This window comes from Leptospira interrogans, from assembly GCF_900156205.1.
Lineage (GTDB): Bacteria > Spirochaetota > Leptospiria > Leptospirales > Leptospiraceae > Leptospira > Leptospira interrogans.
Genome location: NZ_FTNA01000021.1, coordinates 23,519 through 38,834 on the forward strand (window position 1 = coordinate 23,519; position 15,316 = coordinate 38,834).

The following is a 15,316-nucleotide window of genomic DNA, read 5'->3' on the forward strand; positions in this document are numbered from 1 at the left end:
CCAACAAAATTAATCCACCACCGAAACCTATTTCAATTTAGGAATCGTATATTCCCGCACCGGAAATAAAAAGCAGGCGATCGAAAGTTAATCAGAAGCCAAAAGCCGCTCCCACGAATCGCAACAAGACGCAAGAGCGAAAACAGAAGAGCGGAAGAAAATATTACTGATAGGGAAAAATATTGAGTTAGAAATCGGTCCCGGCTCAGCTTTTTTGTAAGAAAAAACCGGCCGGGGCCTTAGATTAGAATCTGTCGTTTTTCGGTTTTGTTACGTTTACTTTTAGGTTACGAGTGAGGACATTTTTACCGTCCAAATCCTTGATCGCCTTTTTTTGGTTCGGCATTTCTATAAAGCCGAAACCCTCGAACTTTCCGGAAAAATAACGGTTCCGACCAAGTTTAAATCTATCGGAAATTTTTCTGGAGGTTTATCCAACGCACTCACAAATAAATAATGAAATTTTAACCGGAAAAATTACTCAAGGACCATCACTGACACAGCGTAAATAAGTTTGGGTGCTCAAAGTGGTGGTGCTGATTGTAGCATCTTTAAAGTTAACTTTAAACACTTGTGCATGTGGAATGGAATTGCTCGTAATATATTGTGATACGGCTGGAGTATTCGGAAAAGCAACCGGATCAATTTTCGCGCCTGTCGAAGAAGAAGAAAAATCCAATAAACTCCTCAACTCGTGAACGTTAGGAAGCCTCCAAGCACGATCCGCTAAATTCAAACTTTGGCATGTATATAAAGCCGAAACAAAATTATGAATAGTCGCACTTCCTAAAGTACAATCGGGAGAATTAGGCGACCAGATCTGTCCAACGGAACACTTCTGCCAAACTAAATTGGTTCTATCGTCTCGAACCGCTCCATTATTTAAATCGGAGTAAATTTGATCAGGCATTCTACCACCAGAAACACAACGAACATTCATATTTGAAGAAACCGACTTATCCGTAGAAGTGTTAAGTCCAAAATCAAAACGAAATCCCCAAGCTTCGTTCGTATTGAATGCGTTTGTTGTATTTGACCAAAGTTGTACATCTCCTAGAGGAAACTCACTTAAATTGATATACGCTGCGGTGGGAGTTTTATAAGTACTGAGAGTCATCAACTCTTCAATTTCAGGAAGTCTCCAACCTTGAATACCAGCATATCCCAGCCCCGCATTCATCTGATTTAGATTGGTACAATAAGAAACTGCAAATGATTGAGTATAATTATAAGGCATGGAACAAACAGTGCTACTTCCACCAACAGGGCAATATCTCCAAATCAAACCAGTTTGCCGATCAAAAGTCACAGGCTGTGGAGTATAACCTGGCATAATTACATTGGATTGAAAATTGGCAGGAACCCCCGTAGAATAATCCGCATCCTGACCAGGATCATCAAAACAAGATGAATAACAACTAGTCTGTCCCGAATCCGTTAGACGAAATATAGGAAGAGCTTGAACCGTATAATCTCGAAAACTTTCATCACTTGCAATTACTCTATAAATCAACGGAGAAGAGAAATCATTTATTGTCTGTCCACTGGATTGAGGAACACCGTTTACCTCTACTCTTACTCCCGTGGTTACGAAAGTAGCTTTTAAACGAGACACCGCCCCAAATGGAACCAAAATCGCAATTCTATTTTCGGAGACTTCTCCTACAAAATCGGTGACAAAAAAATGATCTGTGGCTTGAAAACTAAAAGAAGTAATTTCCTTTGGTTCTCCGGAAATAACTGGAGAATCGTTCTGGTTTTGATTTTCCGTTAACAAGGCCTCCATACTACCTTGAAAAAGAAGACCAGCCGCTGAAGAAGAGTCTATACTGATCCGATCGGCTTGAGAACAATATACAAAGAACGATGTTACTGCGAACATCAAAGATAAGCAGAGACGCCGATTCATAAAAAGATCATTTTCCTTTAATAAGAAAACTATAATTGGTATTCCAAAATAAATCCTATCAAGTTATAAGCTAATCAATGAAAGAATTCGAATCTATAAGAATCAAATAGGCATTTTTTTACAGAAAACGAACACAAATTTAGATCCGAGATTTTTAAATTTCCGAAACTACCGCCTGGTCCATTTTCCAATTCGTTTTTGATAAAAATCCGTAAAAAACTCAAAAACATTCAACCGTCTTTAAAGTTATGTTTCATCATAAAATTGTATCTTTCCTGTTTTATTTTGTAAGTCTTGCGAAAAGAAACTTTCCCAAAAAAGTTTTAGATTCTTTTTAAAATTTATTTTCGATCCATGGAGTAAATATGTCACAGTTTGAAAACGTAACGATTATAAAAAAAGCGAATGTATATTACGATGGTAAGGTGACAAGTAGAAGCATCTTGTTCCAAGACGGTAGTAAAAAGACCCTTGGAATTTTAATGCCAGGTCAATACGACTTTGGAACAGACGAAAAAGAGATTATGGAAATTTTAGACGGTGAGCTTTTAGTGAAACTACCAGGACAAGAAGTTTGGTCAGAAATCAAAGGTGGTCAAAGTTTTGAAGTTCCCGCAAAATCCAGATTTCAAATGGATGTTAAAAAAATTAGCGACTATTGTTGTTCCTACATTCAAAATTCCTAATTCTGAAAACAAAAACGTTTCCATTCTAATTTAGTAGTTAACTCAAATTCGATGTAATAAAATCTTGAAGAATAAAAACTCAATGTTGCTCTCAGAACTCAAACGCATCACTCTTACTACTCGGACGCATGAATAGAATACTTGAGTTAGATTGTTTCAAAAATTTGAATATTTTGGCCCTGCTTTTAAATGCCATAATCTCGAATTTGCGGCATTCTTTAAGTACCGCTATTTTTTTCGTAAATTCGGCCGTTAATAACTTGGTACTATTTTCATGCGTCCGCGTAGTAAATGCCAAATCTACTACCCGTATTTGTTGAGTTCAAAGTGTAATCCGCTGAACTTCATGATCCTTTAATTCGATAAAACTCTCTCTATGGATCGATCGCTCATGAAGTGTATTTTTACATTGTTATATCGAGTTTGCGTGAGTTCAGGGTAAAGAACCCATGATTCTGAAAAAAGTTGGAATCCGAACTTTACAGTTCAATTCCTGAAATGTGGGAACTACTACTCATTTCTATTTAAAGCTTGTCCCAAAACCGTCCAATGTGGGAACTACTACGAAAATTTGATGATATTAGAATTGCTCGAAAGTTCGCAAAATGCGACTTAATTTGTAGGAACTACTACATTTTATTAAAAATTTCTAAAGGGTCATCACGTAAAATTTTTTGAGGTTTTGAGACAAACTCTTAGAATTTATACAATTCCCGCCTGCCTGAGTTTGAGAAATCACATGAATGATCCTAAATAATCTTAGAACGTGGGAACTATACAAAAATCAAATTCTAAAAAGATAATTACAAAATGATAAACGGTTTCTAAGCGACAGTTTCTGTGGGAACTCTCACAAAACTTAGATTTGTCTATAAAATGATGTGGGAACTCTCACCAATTACGGCTTTACAAACAAATTCTTAAATTGTAGGAACTACTACTTTTAGAAAATTTTTTCTTAGGTCGAACTCATATTAAAATGGAATTTAAGTTTTGATGATGGTCGCAAAACTGCAAAAATTTAATTGGACGATGATTCTTTTTATATATCCTAATAGTTCCAACAATTTTCAAAGCTTAACTGTAAACCCACGATCTGTGAGAGTTCCCACATCTATTTTTTACGAAAAAATTGCCTAGGAATCAAACGGATTTCTCCACGAATTCACGTTAGTTAGAAAAAAGATTTATAAATAAAAATCATATTCTAAAACACTCAAATAATCTCCCGCCAAGTCCTTCAATATTAGTTTCCACAGATTCGATCTCTTTGCATCTACGAAATAGTTTTATTCATTCGTTTAAATGAAGAAATTCATTTTTTAAAAATTCTTTCTAAGGAGATTGAGATCGATTCTTTTAAATATAAAATTAAAAATACTTTATTATACAGAAATCAGTAATTATTTTTTTGTTCTAATCTTTTTTGTGCGGCCCTAAGTTCAGCATCTGCAATCCTTAAAGTCCATTCGGGAAAATGTCTCGCTAAAAAATATTGAAGCCAAGAATCCCAGGTAGCGTAACCTAAAAATTTCTTTTTAGGAAACCAATTCATAAATGAGTTCACTACTTTTCCTACGGAATGAACCGAATTGATCGCTGAACCCATTTCCATTTCTTTTACGAGTTCTGGTTTATCCCGATTTTCTTTTTCTAAACCGGGAGTATCCGTAGTAGGAGGAAGAAAAACTTTTACTCTAACTCCGTGAAACATCATTTCTTGTCGCAAAGATTGTGCAAAACCAATAATCGCAAACTTACTAGCAGAATACGCTCCGTAACCGTAAATAGAAAACGTAGCAAGCATGGAAGAAACAAGAACAATATCTCCAAAACCTTGTTTAAGAAAATGAGCGTGAAAGGCACGAACGAAGTTCACATGTCCAAAAAAATTCACCTCCATCAGTGTTCTAAAATCCGATTCGCTTAAATCCTCAACCTTACCCACTTTCGCATAACCACTGTTACATATTAGAAGGTCTAGACCTCTTAAAATTTTGAGAACCTTCTTTGCGACCTTTTGAATTTGCAAAACGTTAGAAACATCCGCGACTACAAAATCAAAAATCGCGTTTTTAAAACCGATCGTTCTTAATTCGGTAACAGTTGTTTCCAAAGCTTTTTTATTTCTAGCAGCAATAACTACGTTTGCCCCTTGTTTTGCAAACTCCAGTGCAAGTCCTTTTCCAATTCCAGCCGAACCGCCAATAATAAAAACGTTTCTACCTTCAAATCTCAAATGATTTGATTTCATATTCAAAATTTATTTTTTAATTTTGTAACCGGTTTTAAAAATCATCCAAACCAGACACAAACAAATCGAAAGAAAAACAAAAACCATCGTAAGACTTACTCCCACGCTTACGTCAGAAATCTCGTAAAAACTCCAACGAAATCCGCTCACTAAATAAAGAAACGGATTAAAAAAAGTTACCTTTTGCCAAAAAGGAGGAAGCATATTCGCAGAATAAAAACTTCCACCTAAAAATACTAAAGGAGTTATGATGAGTAAAGGAATCACTTGCAATTTTTCGAAACTATCCGCCCAAATCCCTATGATAAATCCGAACAAACTAAAAGAAATTGAAGTTAAAAGAAGAAAAAGAATCATCACAAACGGATGTGCAATTTTAATCGGAACAAATAAAGAAGCAGTGGCAAGCATAATCGTTCCCAAGATCACTGATTTTGTAGCCGCAGCGCCCACAAAACCAATTACTATCTCTATCATAGAAATCGGCGCCGCTAAAATTTCATAAATTGTCCCTGTAAACTTAGGAAAATAAATTCCAAAAGAAGAATTAGAAATACTCTCTGTCAATAAAGACAACATAATTAAACCAGGAACGATAAACGAACCATAACCTACTCCATCCACTTCTTGGATTCTAGAACCAATTGCAGAACCGAAAACAACGAAGTACAAGGAAGTAGAAATAACGGGAGAAGCAATACTTTGAAAAAGTGTTCTCCACGTTCTGGACATTTCAAAAATATAAATGGATTTGATCGCGTATAGATTCATTTTGATACCAACTGAACGAATATTTCTTCCAAAGAACTTTGAGTAGTATTTAAATCTTTGAAATCAATTTTAGCTTTTTTTAAATCTTGAAGAAGAGTGGAAATTCCGGTCTGTGCTCCGTGAGAATCATATGTATAAAGAAGTTGTTTACCATTTCCAATAATCTCCAGTCCCTTTGATTTTAAGGTCGCTGGAATTTTTTTTAAGGTTCGACTTAAATCGATCGTGAGCTGTTTTTTTCCCAGCTTTTGCATAAGTTCTTTTTTATCTTCTACGAGAATCAACTCTCCCTTGTTAATCACTCCAATACGATCTGCAATCTCTTCTGCCTCTTCTATATAGTGTGTAGTCAGAATGATAGTGACTCCGTTTTCCCGTAGATTACGAACTATATTCCACATATCTTTTCTAAGTTCTACGTCCACTCCCGCGGTTGGCTCATCTAAAAATAAAATTCTAGGCTCATGAGAAAGTGCCTTTGCAATCAAAACTCTACGTTTCATCCCTCCAGAAAGTGTAAGTATCATCTGATCTTTCTTATCCCAAAGAGAAAGTGATTTTAAAAGTTTCTCAATATAATCAGGATTAGGTGATTTTCCATACAAACCTCTCGTAAAACTTACAGTAGCCCATACAGATTCGAACGCGTGAACACTGAGTTCCTGAGGAACAAGACCGATTTGAGATCTGGTAAATCTAAAATCTTGTAAAATGTCTTTTCCAGAAACATGAACAAAACCTTGGCTTGGATTTACAATTCCACAAATGATCGAAATTAAAGTCGTTTTACCCGCTCCGTTTGGACCAAGTAGAGCTATAATTTCTCCTTCTTGGATTTCCAAAGAAACGTCTTTTAACGCTTGAAATCCGTTTGCATAATATTTGGAAAGACGATTTACGGATACAATAGGCGATTTCATTTTCGGTTTCATATTCTTCCTTATATACGAACGTCTTCGAATCGAATCGATAGAAAGTCCAAAATACACAAAACATTTTCTTCGTACAGCATGATTTTGTTTTTTTGAATCGATTTTTATACTCTACTTGAAACTTAAAATTGATTTATAGCGCCTTGGCGAATTTGAACACAATTCGTAAAACAAACAATAAAAATCTACGCATAAAAGTCGCCAAGAGTTTGAACTTTCAGAAAATTGAAGTTTTTTAAAAAATAGAAATCAATTATATTCTAATTTACTCACAACCCATCTCAAAAAACCTAATTGTACTTTACCAAAAAGCTCAAACCTAGTAATTAACGTCTTGCTTCTATTGGCATTACACTCAATTCATTTTAATTTAAATTCTAAACCCAGTATTTCTATTTTGAAAATTGGCGATTCCAATTTCCCAGGTTTGCGGATTTCCAGCCAAGATCACTTGTTTTTTAGCTCTTGTAATTGCTGTATAAAGAACTTGACGATTGAGTAACCCATTAGATTTTTCCTCTTCTATAGAATCTGGAAGATAAATTAGGATTGTATCATATTCTGATCCCTGACTTTTATGTACACTCATTACAAACGCAGGTTCATGCTCTGGAAGAGTGTCTAACGCAAACTGAAAAAGTTTTCCTTCAATCGGAAACACCGCCCTAAGTTCTCCGGTAGATTCCGTTTTTAATACGATTCCAATATCTCCGTTAAAAAGTTTTCTACTTTTATCGTTTCGAGTAATTAAAATGGGAAGACCTACAAAATAAATTCCCTTGGAAAGTCGTTTGGCAAAAAAGTTCCCGCCCTTTCCAAAAAAAAGATTTTGAGCAGCCAAATTCATGATCTTTGTTTGAATCGCATCCACTCCCCAATAGCCACTCCTAAAAATCGTAAGACAACGAAATCGTTTTAGTTCCTCTTGAAATTTTTGAATAAAATCTGGTTTATCAAAACAAAAAGAATCCTGAATTTTCCAAGAAGAGATTCTATCAATTTGAGGATAAAAAATTTCTTTCCAAAGTTTTTCAACTAACTCATCTCTAGAAAAATAATCGGAAGTGCTACTTTCAATATTTTGCAACCATACAACTTCACTTTTGTATAAAATATTCTCTTTAATTTGATTCGTTTTTGGAAAACTTTCATCTATCTTAGTTCCTAAGTTTAGATTTTCAGGAGAATATTTTAAAATTTCTTCTGCGAGTGTGACTATCTTTGAAACTTCTCCGTTTGTATTTGGTTGCTGACGATTACTTTCTTCTAATTTAGAAACAAAATGAAATCGTTTAGATTCTAACACGGATAAAAAATCGCTTAACACGGCACCTTTTTCTACAGAAGGAAGTTGATGTGGATCTCCAATCAATATAAACCGAAACGGAATGGTTCCTTCTTGAATCGTCTCATTTTTAGGAATTGAATTCCAAAGAGAAAGCATCAGATCTAAATCTACCATAGAAACTTCGTCCACGATAATTAGTCTATGTGGAAGGTATCTTTCTCGATTATAATAAAACCCACCTAACGACTGTTTGTAGTTTAAAAGTCCGTGAATCGTTTGTCCTCTTAGAAATCCATTTTCGAGAGACGTGGAGATTTTTTTTAAATTTTCTTGAACCGATTCCGTTAACCTCTGAGCCGCCCTTCCAGTCGGTGCAACAAGTGCAATTTTTTCTGGAGAAGGAAGTTGCTTTAGTTCATTCAAAATTTGTAATAAAAACGCTACTATGGTTGTTTTTCCAGTACCAGGTCCTCCACTTATAATTTGGAAAGAGGAGTTTAAACAAGAAAAGATTGTTTTTTTTTGATTTTTTTTCAGTGAAAAACTTTTCGATTCCAGATCCTTTAGAATTTTTTCAACTCGATCCGTATCCACATTAACCGAAACATCATTTTCGATTCTTTCTTTTAAAAGACGTTCCAATTCAATTTTAGAACGATACGTTTTTTCAAAATACACCCATTCCGTATTTTCAAACCGATCTACGACAAGACCGGGGAGCTTTATTTTTAAAATTTTCTTCCATTCTTGTTTTACAGGAACACATAAACTTCCTTCCTGAGTAGCCTCCCAAATTGAATTCAATATTTCTAATATATAATTAGAGTCCTCTTCTGATACTTTTATTAATTTTTTCTTTTCGAATTCCGATGACTGAATCAGTTCTAAAATATCCGTCCTTAGTTTTTCAATAAAAATCAATTCGATTTCTCCCATCGAAAAGTCGTGGATTCTAAAACAGTTTTACGGATAGATTCGATTCTTTCCAAACTCCAAAAAAAATCTGAATAAATTCCAGAACTTTCTCCATAGATCATTCCTCTTAGAAAAAAATAATATACTCCACCGATTTTTTGTAATGCTTCCTTTGGACCAAATAAATTCTTTAAATATTCATAAAGTACTAATGCGTAAATATCTCTTTGAAGATCATATCTACTTTCTAAATTTTCCACATTTCTTTTTAAAGAGATGGTAGAATAATCTTCAAGCAAATTAGACTTATAATCCGCTAAATAAAATTTATCATCAATCTGAAATACTAAATCGATGGAACCTCTTAAAAAATTTCCAGGATTAGTATCTAGATCCAAATAAAAATCCATTTCAGAAACCCTATTTTCTTTGGGAAGGTCCACAAGGCGAAATAAAGCCCCTTTCTGATCTAGAATATTTGCGTTCAGTAGATTCCATAAAATTTCTACCGTCCTTTTTTGAACCGTTTCCTTTTCTAAAATAAAACGGCCCTCTTCTCTTTTTAAAATTCGAAAGTAGTCCAAATGAAAATCCATTCTGGAAATAATTTTTTCGTTTTTTAAAAGTTCTTTAGATGTTGTAGTTTTAAAAATGGAAAAATCTAATTCTTCTAAAAGAGAATGTAAAAAAGAACCAATAGAAGCAGAAGAAGGAAGTGCGTCTTTGATTACCGTTTCGGAGTTTTCCACATCGTCTGACTGTATACGGGTTTTTTCTTCTAGTACGGAAAGAGATACTTCTTCCGAAAAATTCATACTAGTTCTCAAAGAAGAATAACTATTAAGACGAATCGTTTTAGAAGTTTCCGGTTCTTCATAGAGTAAAGGAGTAAAACATATTTCTGAATCAAGATTCCAATCAATTCGTTTAGGATCGGTAGAATCAAAAGGTGTAGGGGCCCAAGAAACCACGTGAAATAAATCCGTATCAATTTCATTTTCCAATATACTTTGAAGTCTAGGGTAAAGAATTTTATAATATGCCGAATCTCTTGTTTTCCAATTGTTCAATGGAGTATAAAATGGAAGATAAATCCTTACCTTGGACCGAGTGATTCCCACGTATAGAAGCCTTTTATTTTCGTTCAAGGATTGATTAGAATATATTTCTTTACTAATTTTCTTTTCTTCTTCGTTATCCCAAAGACTCAATTTCCAAGACAGTTTTCCGTCCTTATCCACAAAAGGATAGTCGTAGACTTCTGGAATATAATCTCCAGAAAGATTAAACAAAAAAACGACAGGCCATTCCAAACCTTTGGAAGCGTGTAAAGTTAGTATCTGAACCGCATCTTTTTCGGTTTCTTTTTCGAATAAAGGAAGTTCCTCTTCGTTTTTAAAACTTTTTTGTAGTAGTTTCAATTCTTCTAATATTTCTTCTAGATCGGCTTGATTTGCAATTTGAAACTGAAGAAGCCTTCTAAAAATCTGTCTGTAATTGGTTCTTTTTCTTTCCCAGTCTATATCCGTTGCGTCTTCGGTCAAAAAAATCCTACTGTCTTCTTCGATAGAACGGAATAACTCAGAAAATTTACGATCCATAGAAAGAGTTTTCCAACGATCTAATATACTTTTCTCATACGAATCGATCGAATGTTCATCAAAATAAGGAAGATGCGCCGGATGAATTTGAAACAAATCTCCCAGCAAAAGTTTTCTATAGGAGGAAGGTTTATTTGGATCTAAAAGACATTCAAATATATTAGAAATCTGATAGGATTCCGCCGATTGATAAATCCCTTCTTGTTTATAAAAAGAACAAGGAATCCCTCTAAGTTTTAAAAATTGTTCCGCAAGTTTTCCTTCGGACTTACTTTTTACTAAAACGGCAATTTCACGAAGTTTCAGTTTTTTTTCTACATAATACAAATCACCTTCAGCAACTTGATAAGTAAATGGGTCCTCTTTGTGAATGAGTTTTAAAATTTCCTCCGAGATAAATTGTCCCCAAGCATTTTTTGCGTCTTGAGTGTTCCAAAAATCTTTTCCTGTAAACCGTACAATCTGAATCGGACCTTGTTTCTGTTTATCGCTTAATAAAACTTTAATATTCTCTTTAGGAGCAAATACAGGCTCATATTGAATCGGAATCGATTGTTCTAAAATCGGGAAAAAACTCTGTTTCCCAGATTTACCACCAAAGATCTCATTATAAGCTCGGATCAACTCAGGAACCGATCTATAATTGACGTTCAATGAAATTTCTTCTGCTTTATGTTTTTTTAATTCTTCTTTTGCTTGAAGATAAATTCCTATGTCCGCTCCTCTAAATCCGTAGATAGATTGTTTCGGATCTCCGATTAGATACAACGCTCTGTCATCGTTAGATTCTAAAAAAAGTCGTTTGAAAATTTCATACTGTGCTCCATCCGTATCTTGAAACTCGTCCAAGATCCCTACTCTGTATCTACTTTGAAGCGCTTTTCTAAGACGAGAATTTTCCAAAGAATCTCTAGTTTTTAAAATCATCTGGTCGTAACTCATCCACTCCGAAGTTTTAAACTCCTTTAAAACCATATCCGCAATGATCAATGCAGTCTTTTGAAGAAAAGTCTCCGAGGTCATAGTAGTTGTCTCGTTAGAATACTCATACTTTTTTCCGCTTAAAAGCTTAGATGCAGAAATTAGAATATTTTCTTTTTTGAATCTATATTTCGAAGATAAAATAAAATCTTCTAATTTTTCTGGATCTACCCAAGAATTCCATTCCTCGTGTTGAAGTTTATATAAGGCAATATTCAACCTTTCCAGAGCATCCGTTAAGATCCAGTTTGTATGAGTTTCCGTTTCCACCGGATATTCTTTTAAAATCGCATTACAAAATCCGTGTATTGTAGAAATCGTTACCTGATCCAGTTCCCTGGCCTCTTTGGTAAGTCCGGAACTGATCAGTTTTTTTCTAAGCCTTTCTTTGAGTTCTCCCGCCGCCTTTTCTGTATAGGTCAAAATTAAAATCTGAGTCAAAGGGATCTTATGTTCTAAAATCAGGTCTATTACGATTTCCATAATCGTATAAGTTTTTCCAGTTCCAGCGGATGCTTCTATAAAACTGGATTTGAATTTATAAGTACGACTAACGTTCATAAATCTTTTTCCAATTCAAGAGAGGTTTGTAAAAATATTTGGCCCATCGGATTCGGGATTGTAAAATTAATTCAGGTGTTTTGGGATACAGTTTTACCAGTGGAGATAAGTTTTCCTTAATTCCGTTCAATTCTTCTTTAAGAAAACGAATCCAAACGCTTTCGTCTTCAAATTTTGACAAGTCTTCGACAGTTTTATTTTTACCAGAACTTACTTGTATATTTTTAACGTAATAACTTAGAAATGCTCTACGAGGAAAAAAGATAGGTTCTTCTTTTAAATATTCCGTCACTATTTTAGTAAGATATTCCATTCCCAAAGAAGAGCTTTTTATATCATATTCAAATTCTAGAATATTCTTTTTTTTAGATTCTTCGGAAGGCCTAGGCTTAAAAGAATAGATCTTAAAATTTTCGTTAGAAGATGCAAATGCGACTCCGGTTAAAAAGGGAAAACTCATCACCTTCCAATAATCCTTATAACCAAAATAATCCTCGCTAGGTTTTTCTTCTAAACTTTTAGAAAACAACCAGTATAAATTCCCTTCTTTTTCGATAACGTGTTCCCATTCTCCTTGAAGAAAAAAATCACCAGATTCTAAAGGAACCTTTAGGGCAGGAAGTTTTTTACAGATCGCATCCGGCAATCCTGTATCTCCTAAACTTAAATACGGATAATACTTCCCTCCTTGAAAAAGAGGTTTCCATTCCGAAAGGTGTTCACTAGTTTTTACTAAATATTGAACCAAATCAGCTTCTTGTATTTTTCCAAATACGGACGCAGGGAACTTTGCAGAAAACTTTTCCTTTTCTAAAATCGGAGTAACTGCTTGAACGATTTTTTCTTGATCCCAAACCCAAGGCTTTTCTAAAACTAGATCTGGAATCATCAGTGCATGCACTTTTTTTAATATATGAGTTTCTTCAATCGCATCCAAATAAAAAGGTTCTTTTTCGTTTTCCTCGGCATATTCTTCTTCTAAATACATCGCCAGTTTTCTTTTGAGATACGTGTCCAAAGGGTCGCTTAAAAATTGAGAAAGTTCTTTTACGTCAATTGTAGAACGAGAAAGATCAGAATGATTTTTTATCAGTTCGTCTGGATTCTGAAATCGATCCAAAACAGGATGATCCTTTCGTTTTCCGTTAACCCAAACTCTTGCAAAATCATAACTCACCAAACCTTGTTTTAACTCTCGAAGAGTATGTTCGTATTTTATACTATACGAATGTAATGGAAGACGAACAACATCCTTAACTTCCAAAAATTCCATGATTTCAAGAAAGTGAGAACAAGGTTCGAACGTTTTATCCTCTTGCAAATTTTTACCTACATAACTGAAAGTGATCGACTCCTTTGCAGAATGAATCGTTTCCCATAAAAGGAATTCTTGAATTTCTCTTTTGGAAATATCCCATTCTTCTCGAAAATGTTTTCTTAAATTTAATTGTGAAATATCGTCAGAACCTGGAAACTTTCCTTCTCCCAATCCTAAAACGTAAATATGTTTAAAAGGAATGGGACGCATTGGTTGTAAAAGAGAAATCGTAACTCCTCCAGTAAGATAAGCTCCTTTACGATAAGGTATTTGATTGAAAACTTGTTCCGTGAGAAATTTCAAAAGAGAAATTCCTTGTTCTGGATTTTGTAATTGGATTCCTTCCCATTCAGAAAGCGATTGTAACCAACTGTGAAAAAGTTTGGCTTCTTGTTCATATTCTTCTGAGAACTCAAAAAGTTCTTCGATAGAAGTTTGTACTACTTTTAGATATTCGGAAGTCCATCGAATCGTTTCGTTTGCAAAAAAAGAAAGAATATCTTTTTTTACTTTGAGAACCGTTTCCCAGAAAAGAGTTAGGTGCAAAGAATATTCTTCAGATTCCAAAGGAATCTGAGAAATTTTATATTTTGTCCAAGCGGCCTCTTGAGAAAGAATTGAAGACAATCGAATCCTTTTAAGTCCATTCGAAATTTGGAATGTATCATTTTCTCTTCCGGATTCTTCGTATCTGACTCCAGAAGTTTCGATCAGCTTTTCCAGTTCCTGTACATCTTCAGAATGAATACGAATCTTTTTCTGCAAAAGAGGATTTCTAAGAAGTTTTAAGAGATCGTTTTTACGAACGAAATTTCCAGAACAAATTTCCCAAAAGTTCATCAAACCTCGATACAAAAGAGAAGCTTCGTTCGCGTTGATGTCCGTCAAAGAATATGGAATTTTTTTTCGAATCGGGTCTGCGTCCACTTTAGTTTGTAGAAGAATTCCTCCATCAAACACCCATTCTACGGCGGGACGATAAACCTTCATATCCGTGACCAAAACTGCAAAATCTAGATACGTTAGTGTCCGATCCTGATTCATCTTATAGAGAATATCATTTGCGACCGATTCTATTTCTCGATAGGAAGAAGGAGCATTCCAAAAACGGACCGAAAAGTCCCCTGAAAAATTTTCTACGTTATGCCCTCTTATCTCTCCTTTGAGCAAATTTTTAAGTGCGGAAAGTTTTTCGGGATATATACGAGTATCTTCTAGATTTTTAGAAATAGTTCCTGGAATAGAAACTATTTTAGAAGAGATATGAATCTGAGGATTGGACCATCTTTGTGGCCCTAAAGATTCCGTCTTAGTAGAAGCGCCAGTATGAAATTGATAGAGATAAATAGGAAGTTTATCCTTTTTAGAAATGGATTCTAAAATTCCTAAATATGTATCTGCAAGATTAGAAAGACAAAAAAGATGTAAAGAATCTTGAGGGGAACGCCTAGGGTTTTTAAAAACTTCTTTGAGAAAAAATTGAATGAGTGTACTCGGTTGATTCGAATTCAAAAAAACTTTTTGATATAACTTCTTTTGAAAAAGATAATATTCGTCTTCTTTTGGGAACGGTGTCGGTCTATGAGAAATAGAAGGAATATCTAAACCCTTTTCGTTTGCCCAACTCTGAATCCAAGAAGATCGATTTAATTCGTAATCTTTATAAAGCGAAGTTAGTTTTGCACTTAAAGAAAACGCGCGCGGAATACTTTCTAAAAAAGAACCTAAAAATTTAGTTTCTTCAGAATTTAAATTTTCGATTAGAAAGGTTAAAATTTTTCTCTGAATCGCATCTTGACTTGGAAACGTTCTTTGAAACGGATCATAATCTAAACCCGCTCTAAAATGAAAATACTCTTCAAGCGCTTTTTCTAAAAACAAAAATCTAAGATTAGCACAAAGTCCGGAAATACGAGCAAGGTTCAGATTTAACCAAGACCTCATGTTCACGCTCGGAACTACGATCGTAATAGAACGAAGTGGGAAATTTTTTCTTTCCTTAAGTATATTCTGAGAAAGTTCCGAAGTTATATCTTCAAGAGATAGACTTGTAATATGAGTGATCGACAAACAATTTTCTCCGGTTGAAATACGAACATC

General features: G+C 34.5%; 9 protein-coding genes and 2 pseudogenes. 3 read left to right on the forward strand and 8 right to left on the reverse strand.

Annotation, left to right across the window (positions count from 1 at the left end; genetic code table 11):
* Positions 1-13 precede the first annotated feature (13 nt).
* A pseudogene (locus BW942_RS22245) lies at positions 14-220 on the forward strand (tetratricopeptide repeat protein); the annotation flags it as partial.
* A 24-nt stretch (positions 221-244) separates the two neighbouring features.
* Here the strand turns inward: BW942_RS22245 and BW942_RS21825 are convergent.
* A pseudogene (locus BW942_RS21825) lies at positions 245-382 on the reverse strand (RNA-binding protein); the annotation flags it as partial.
* Between BW942_RS21825 and BW942_RS22250 the strand changes: the two are divergent.
* A complete protein-coding gene (locus BW942_RS22250) occupies positions 335-457 on the forward strand; it encodes a hypothetical protein (protein ID WP_000251564.1) in 123 nt (40 codons plus the stop codon). The pseudogene BW942_RS21825 and the gene BW942_RS22250 sit on opposite strands and share 48 nt — an antisense overlap.
* Before the next feature lie 24 nt (positions 458-481).
* Here BW942_RS22250 and BW942_RS15475 read toward each other — a convergent pair whose 3' ends face one another.
* Positions 482-1,909: an Lcl C-terminal domain-containing protein gene (locus BW942_RS15475; RefSeq protein ID WP_001081802.1), complete on the reverse strand. Its 1,428-nt coding sequence runs from the start codon at positions 1,907-1,909 to the stop codon at positions 482-484.
* 365 nt (positions 1,910-2,274) lie between these two features.
* Between BW942_RS15475 and ppnP the strand changes: the two genes are divergently transcribed.
* On the forward strand, positions 2,275-2,595 hold the full coding sequence (gene ppnP, locus BW942_RS15480) for a pyrimidine/purine nucleoside phosphorylase (RefSeq protein ID WP_000077234.1): 321 nt from the start codon (positions 2,275-2,277) through the stop codon (positions 2,593-2,595).
* Positions 2,596-3,991: 1,396 nt separating this feature from the next.
* On the opposite strand, the gene BW942_RS15500 is transcribed toward ppnP, so the two are convergent.
* The 6 genes from BW942_RS15500 to BW942_RS15525 form a co-directional block, all read right to left on the reverse strand.
* Positions 3,992-4,849 carry an SDR family NAD(P)-dependent oxidoreductase gene (locus tag BW942_RS15500; RefSeq protein WP_000841176.1) on the reverse strand — a complete coding sequence of 286 codons (858 nt, stop codon included), beginning with the start codon at positions 4,847-4,849 and terminating at the stop codon, positions 3,992-3,994.
* 9 nt (positions 4,850-4,858) lie between these two features.
* Entirely contained in the window at positions 4,859-5,620 is a 762-nt protein-coding gene (locus tag BW942_RS15505) for an ABC transporter permease (protein WP_082279651.1), read from the reverse strand.
* On the reverse strand, positions 5,617-6,552 hold the full coding sequence (locus tag BW942_RS15510; RefSeq protein WP_001982953.1) for an ABC transporter ATP-binding protein: 936 nt from the start codon (positions 6,550-6,552) through the stop codon (positions 5,617-5,619). The genes BW942_RS15505 and BW942_RS15510 overlap by 4 nt, the downstream gene beginning before the upstream one ends.
* Before the next feature lie 370 nt (positions 6,553-6,922).
* Positions 6,923-8,776, reverse strand: a complete 1,854-nt coding sequence (gene recD / locus BW942_RS15515) for an exodeoxyribonuclease V subunit alpha (protein ID WP_000503851.1) — start codon at positions 8,774-8,776, stop codon at positions 6,923-6,925.
* Positions 8,758-11,898, reverse strand: coding sequence for a UvrD-helicase domain-containing protein (locus tag BW942_RS15520; protein ID WP_001103176.1), 3,141 nt, complete (start codon positions 11,896-11,898; stop codon positions 8,758-8,760). Before BW942_RS15520 ends, recD begins: the two co-directional genes overlap by 19 nt.
* Positions 11,888-15,286, reverse strand: coding sequence for an exodeoxyribonuclease V subunit gamma (locus BW942_RS15525; RefSeq protein WP_000028769.1), 3,399 nt, complete (start codon positions 15,284-15,286; stop codon positions 11,888-11,890). The genes BW942_RS15520 and BW942_RS15525 overlap by 11 nt, the downstream gene beginning before the upstream one ends.
* Positions 15,287-15,316 lie beyond the last annotated feature (30 nt).

Bases quoted from the DNA above. Each gene is read 5' to 3' on its own strand.
- BW942_RS15475 (WP_001081802.1), bottom strand. From the start codon at position 1,909: ATGAATCGGCGTCTCTGCTTATCTTTGATGTTCGCAGTAACATCGTTC.
- ppnP (WP_000077234.1), top strand. From the start codon at position 2,275: ATGTCACAGTTTGAAAACGTAACGATTATAAAAAAAGCGAATGTATAT.
- BW942_RS15500 (WP_000841176.1), bottom strand. From the start codon at position 4,849: ATGAAATCAAATCATTTGAGATTTGAAGGTAGAAACGTTTTTATTATT.
- BW942_RS15505 (WP_082279651.1), bottom strand. From the start codon at position 5,620: ATGAATCTATACGCGATCAAATCCATTTATATTTTTGAAATGTCCAGA.
- BW942_RS15510 (WP_001982953.1), bottom strand. From the start codon at position 6,552: ATGAAACCGAAAATGAAATCGCCTATTGTATCCGTAAATCGTCTTTCC.
- recD (WP_000503851.1), bottom strand. From the start codon at position 8,776: ATGGGAGAAATCGAATTGATTTTTATTGAAAAACTAAGGACGGATATT.
- BW942_RS15520 (WP_001103176.1), bottom strand. From the start codon at position 11,898: ATGAACGTTAGTCGTACTTATAAATTCAAATCCAGTTTTATAGAAGCA.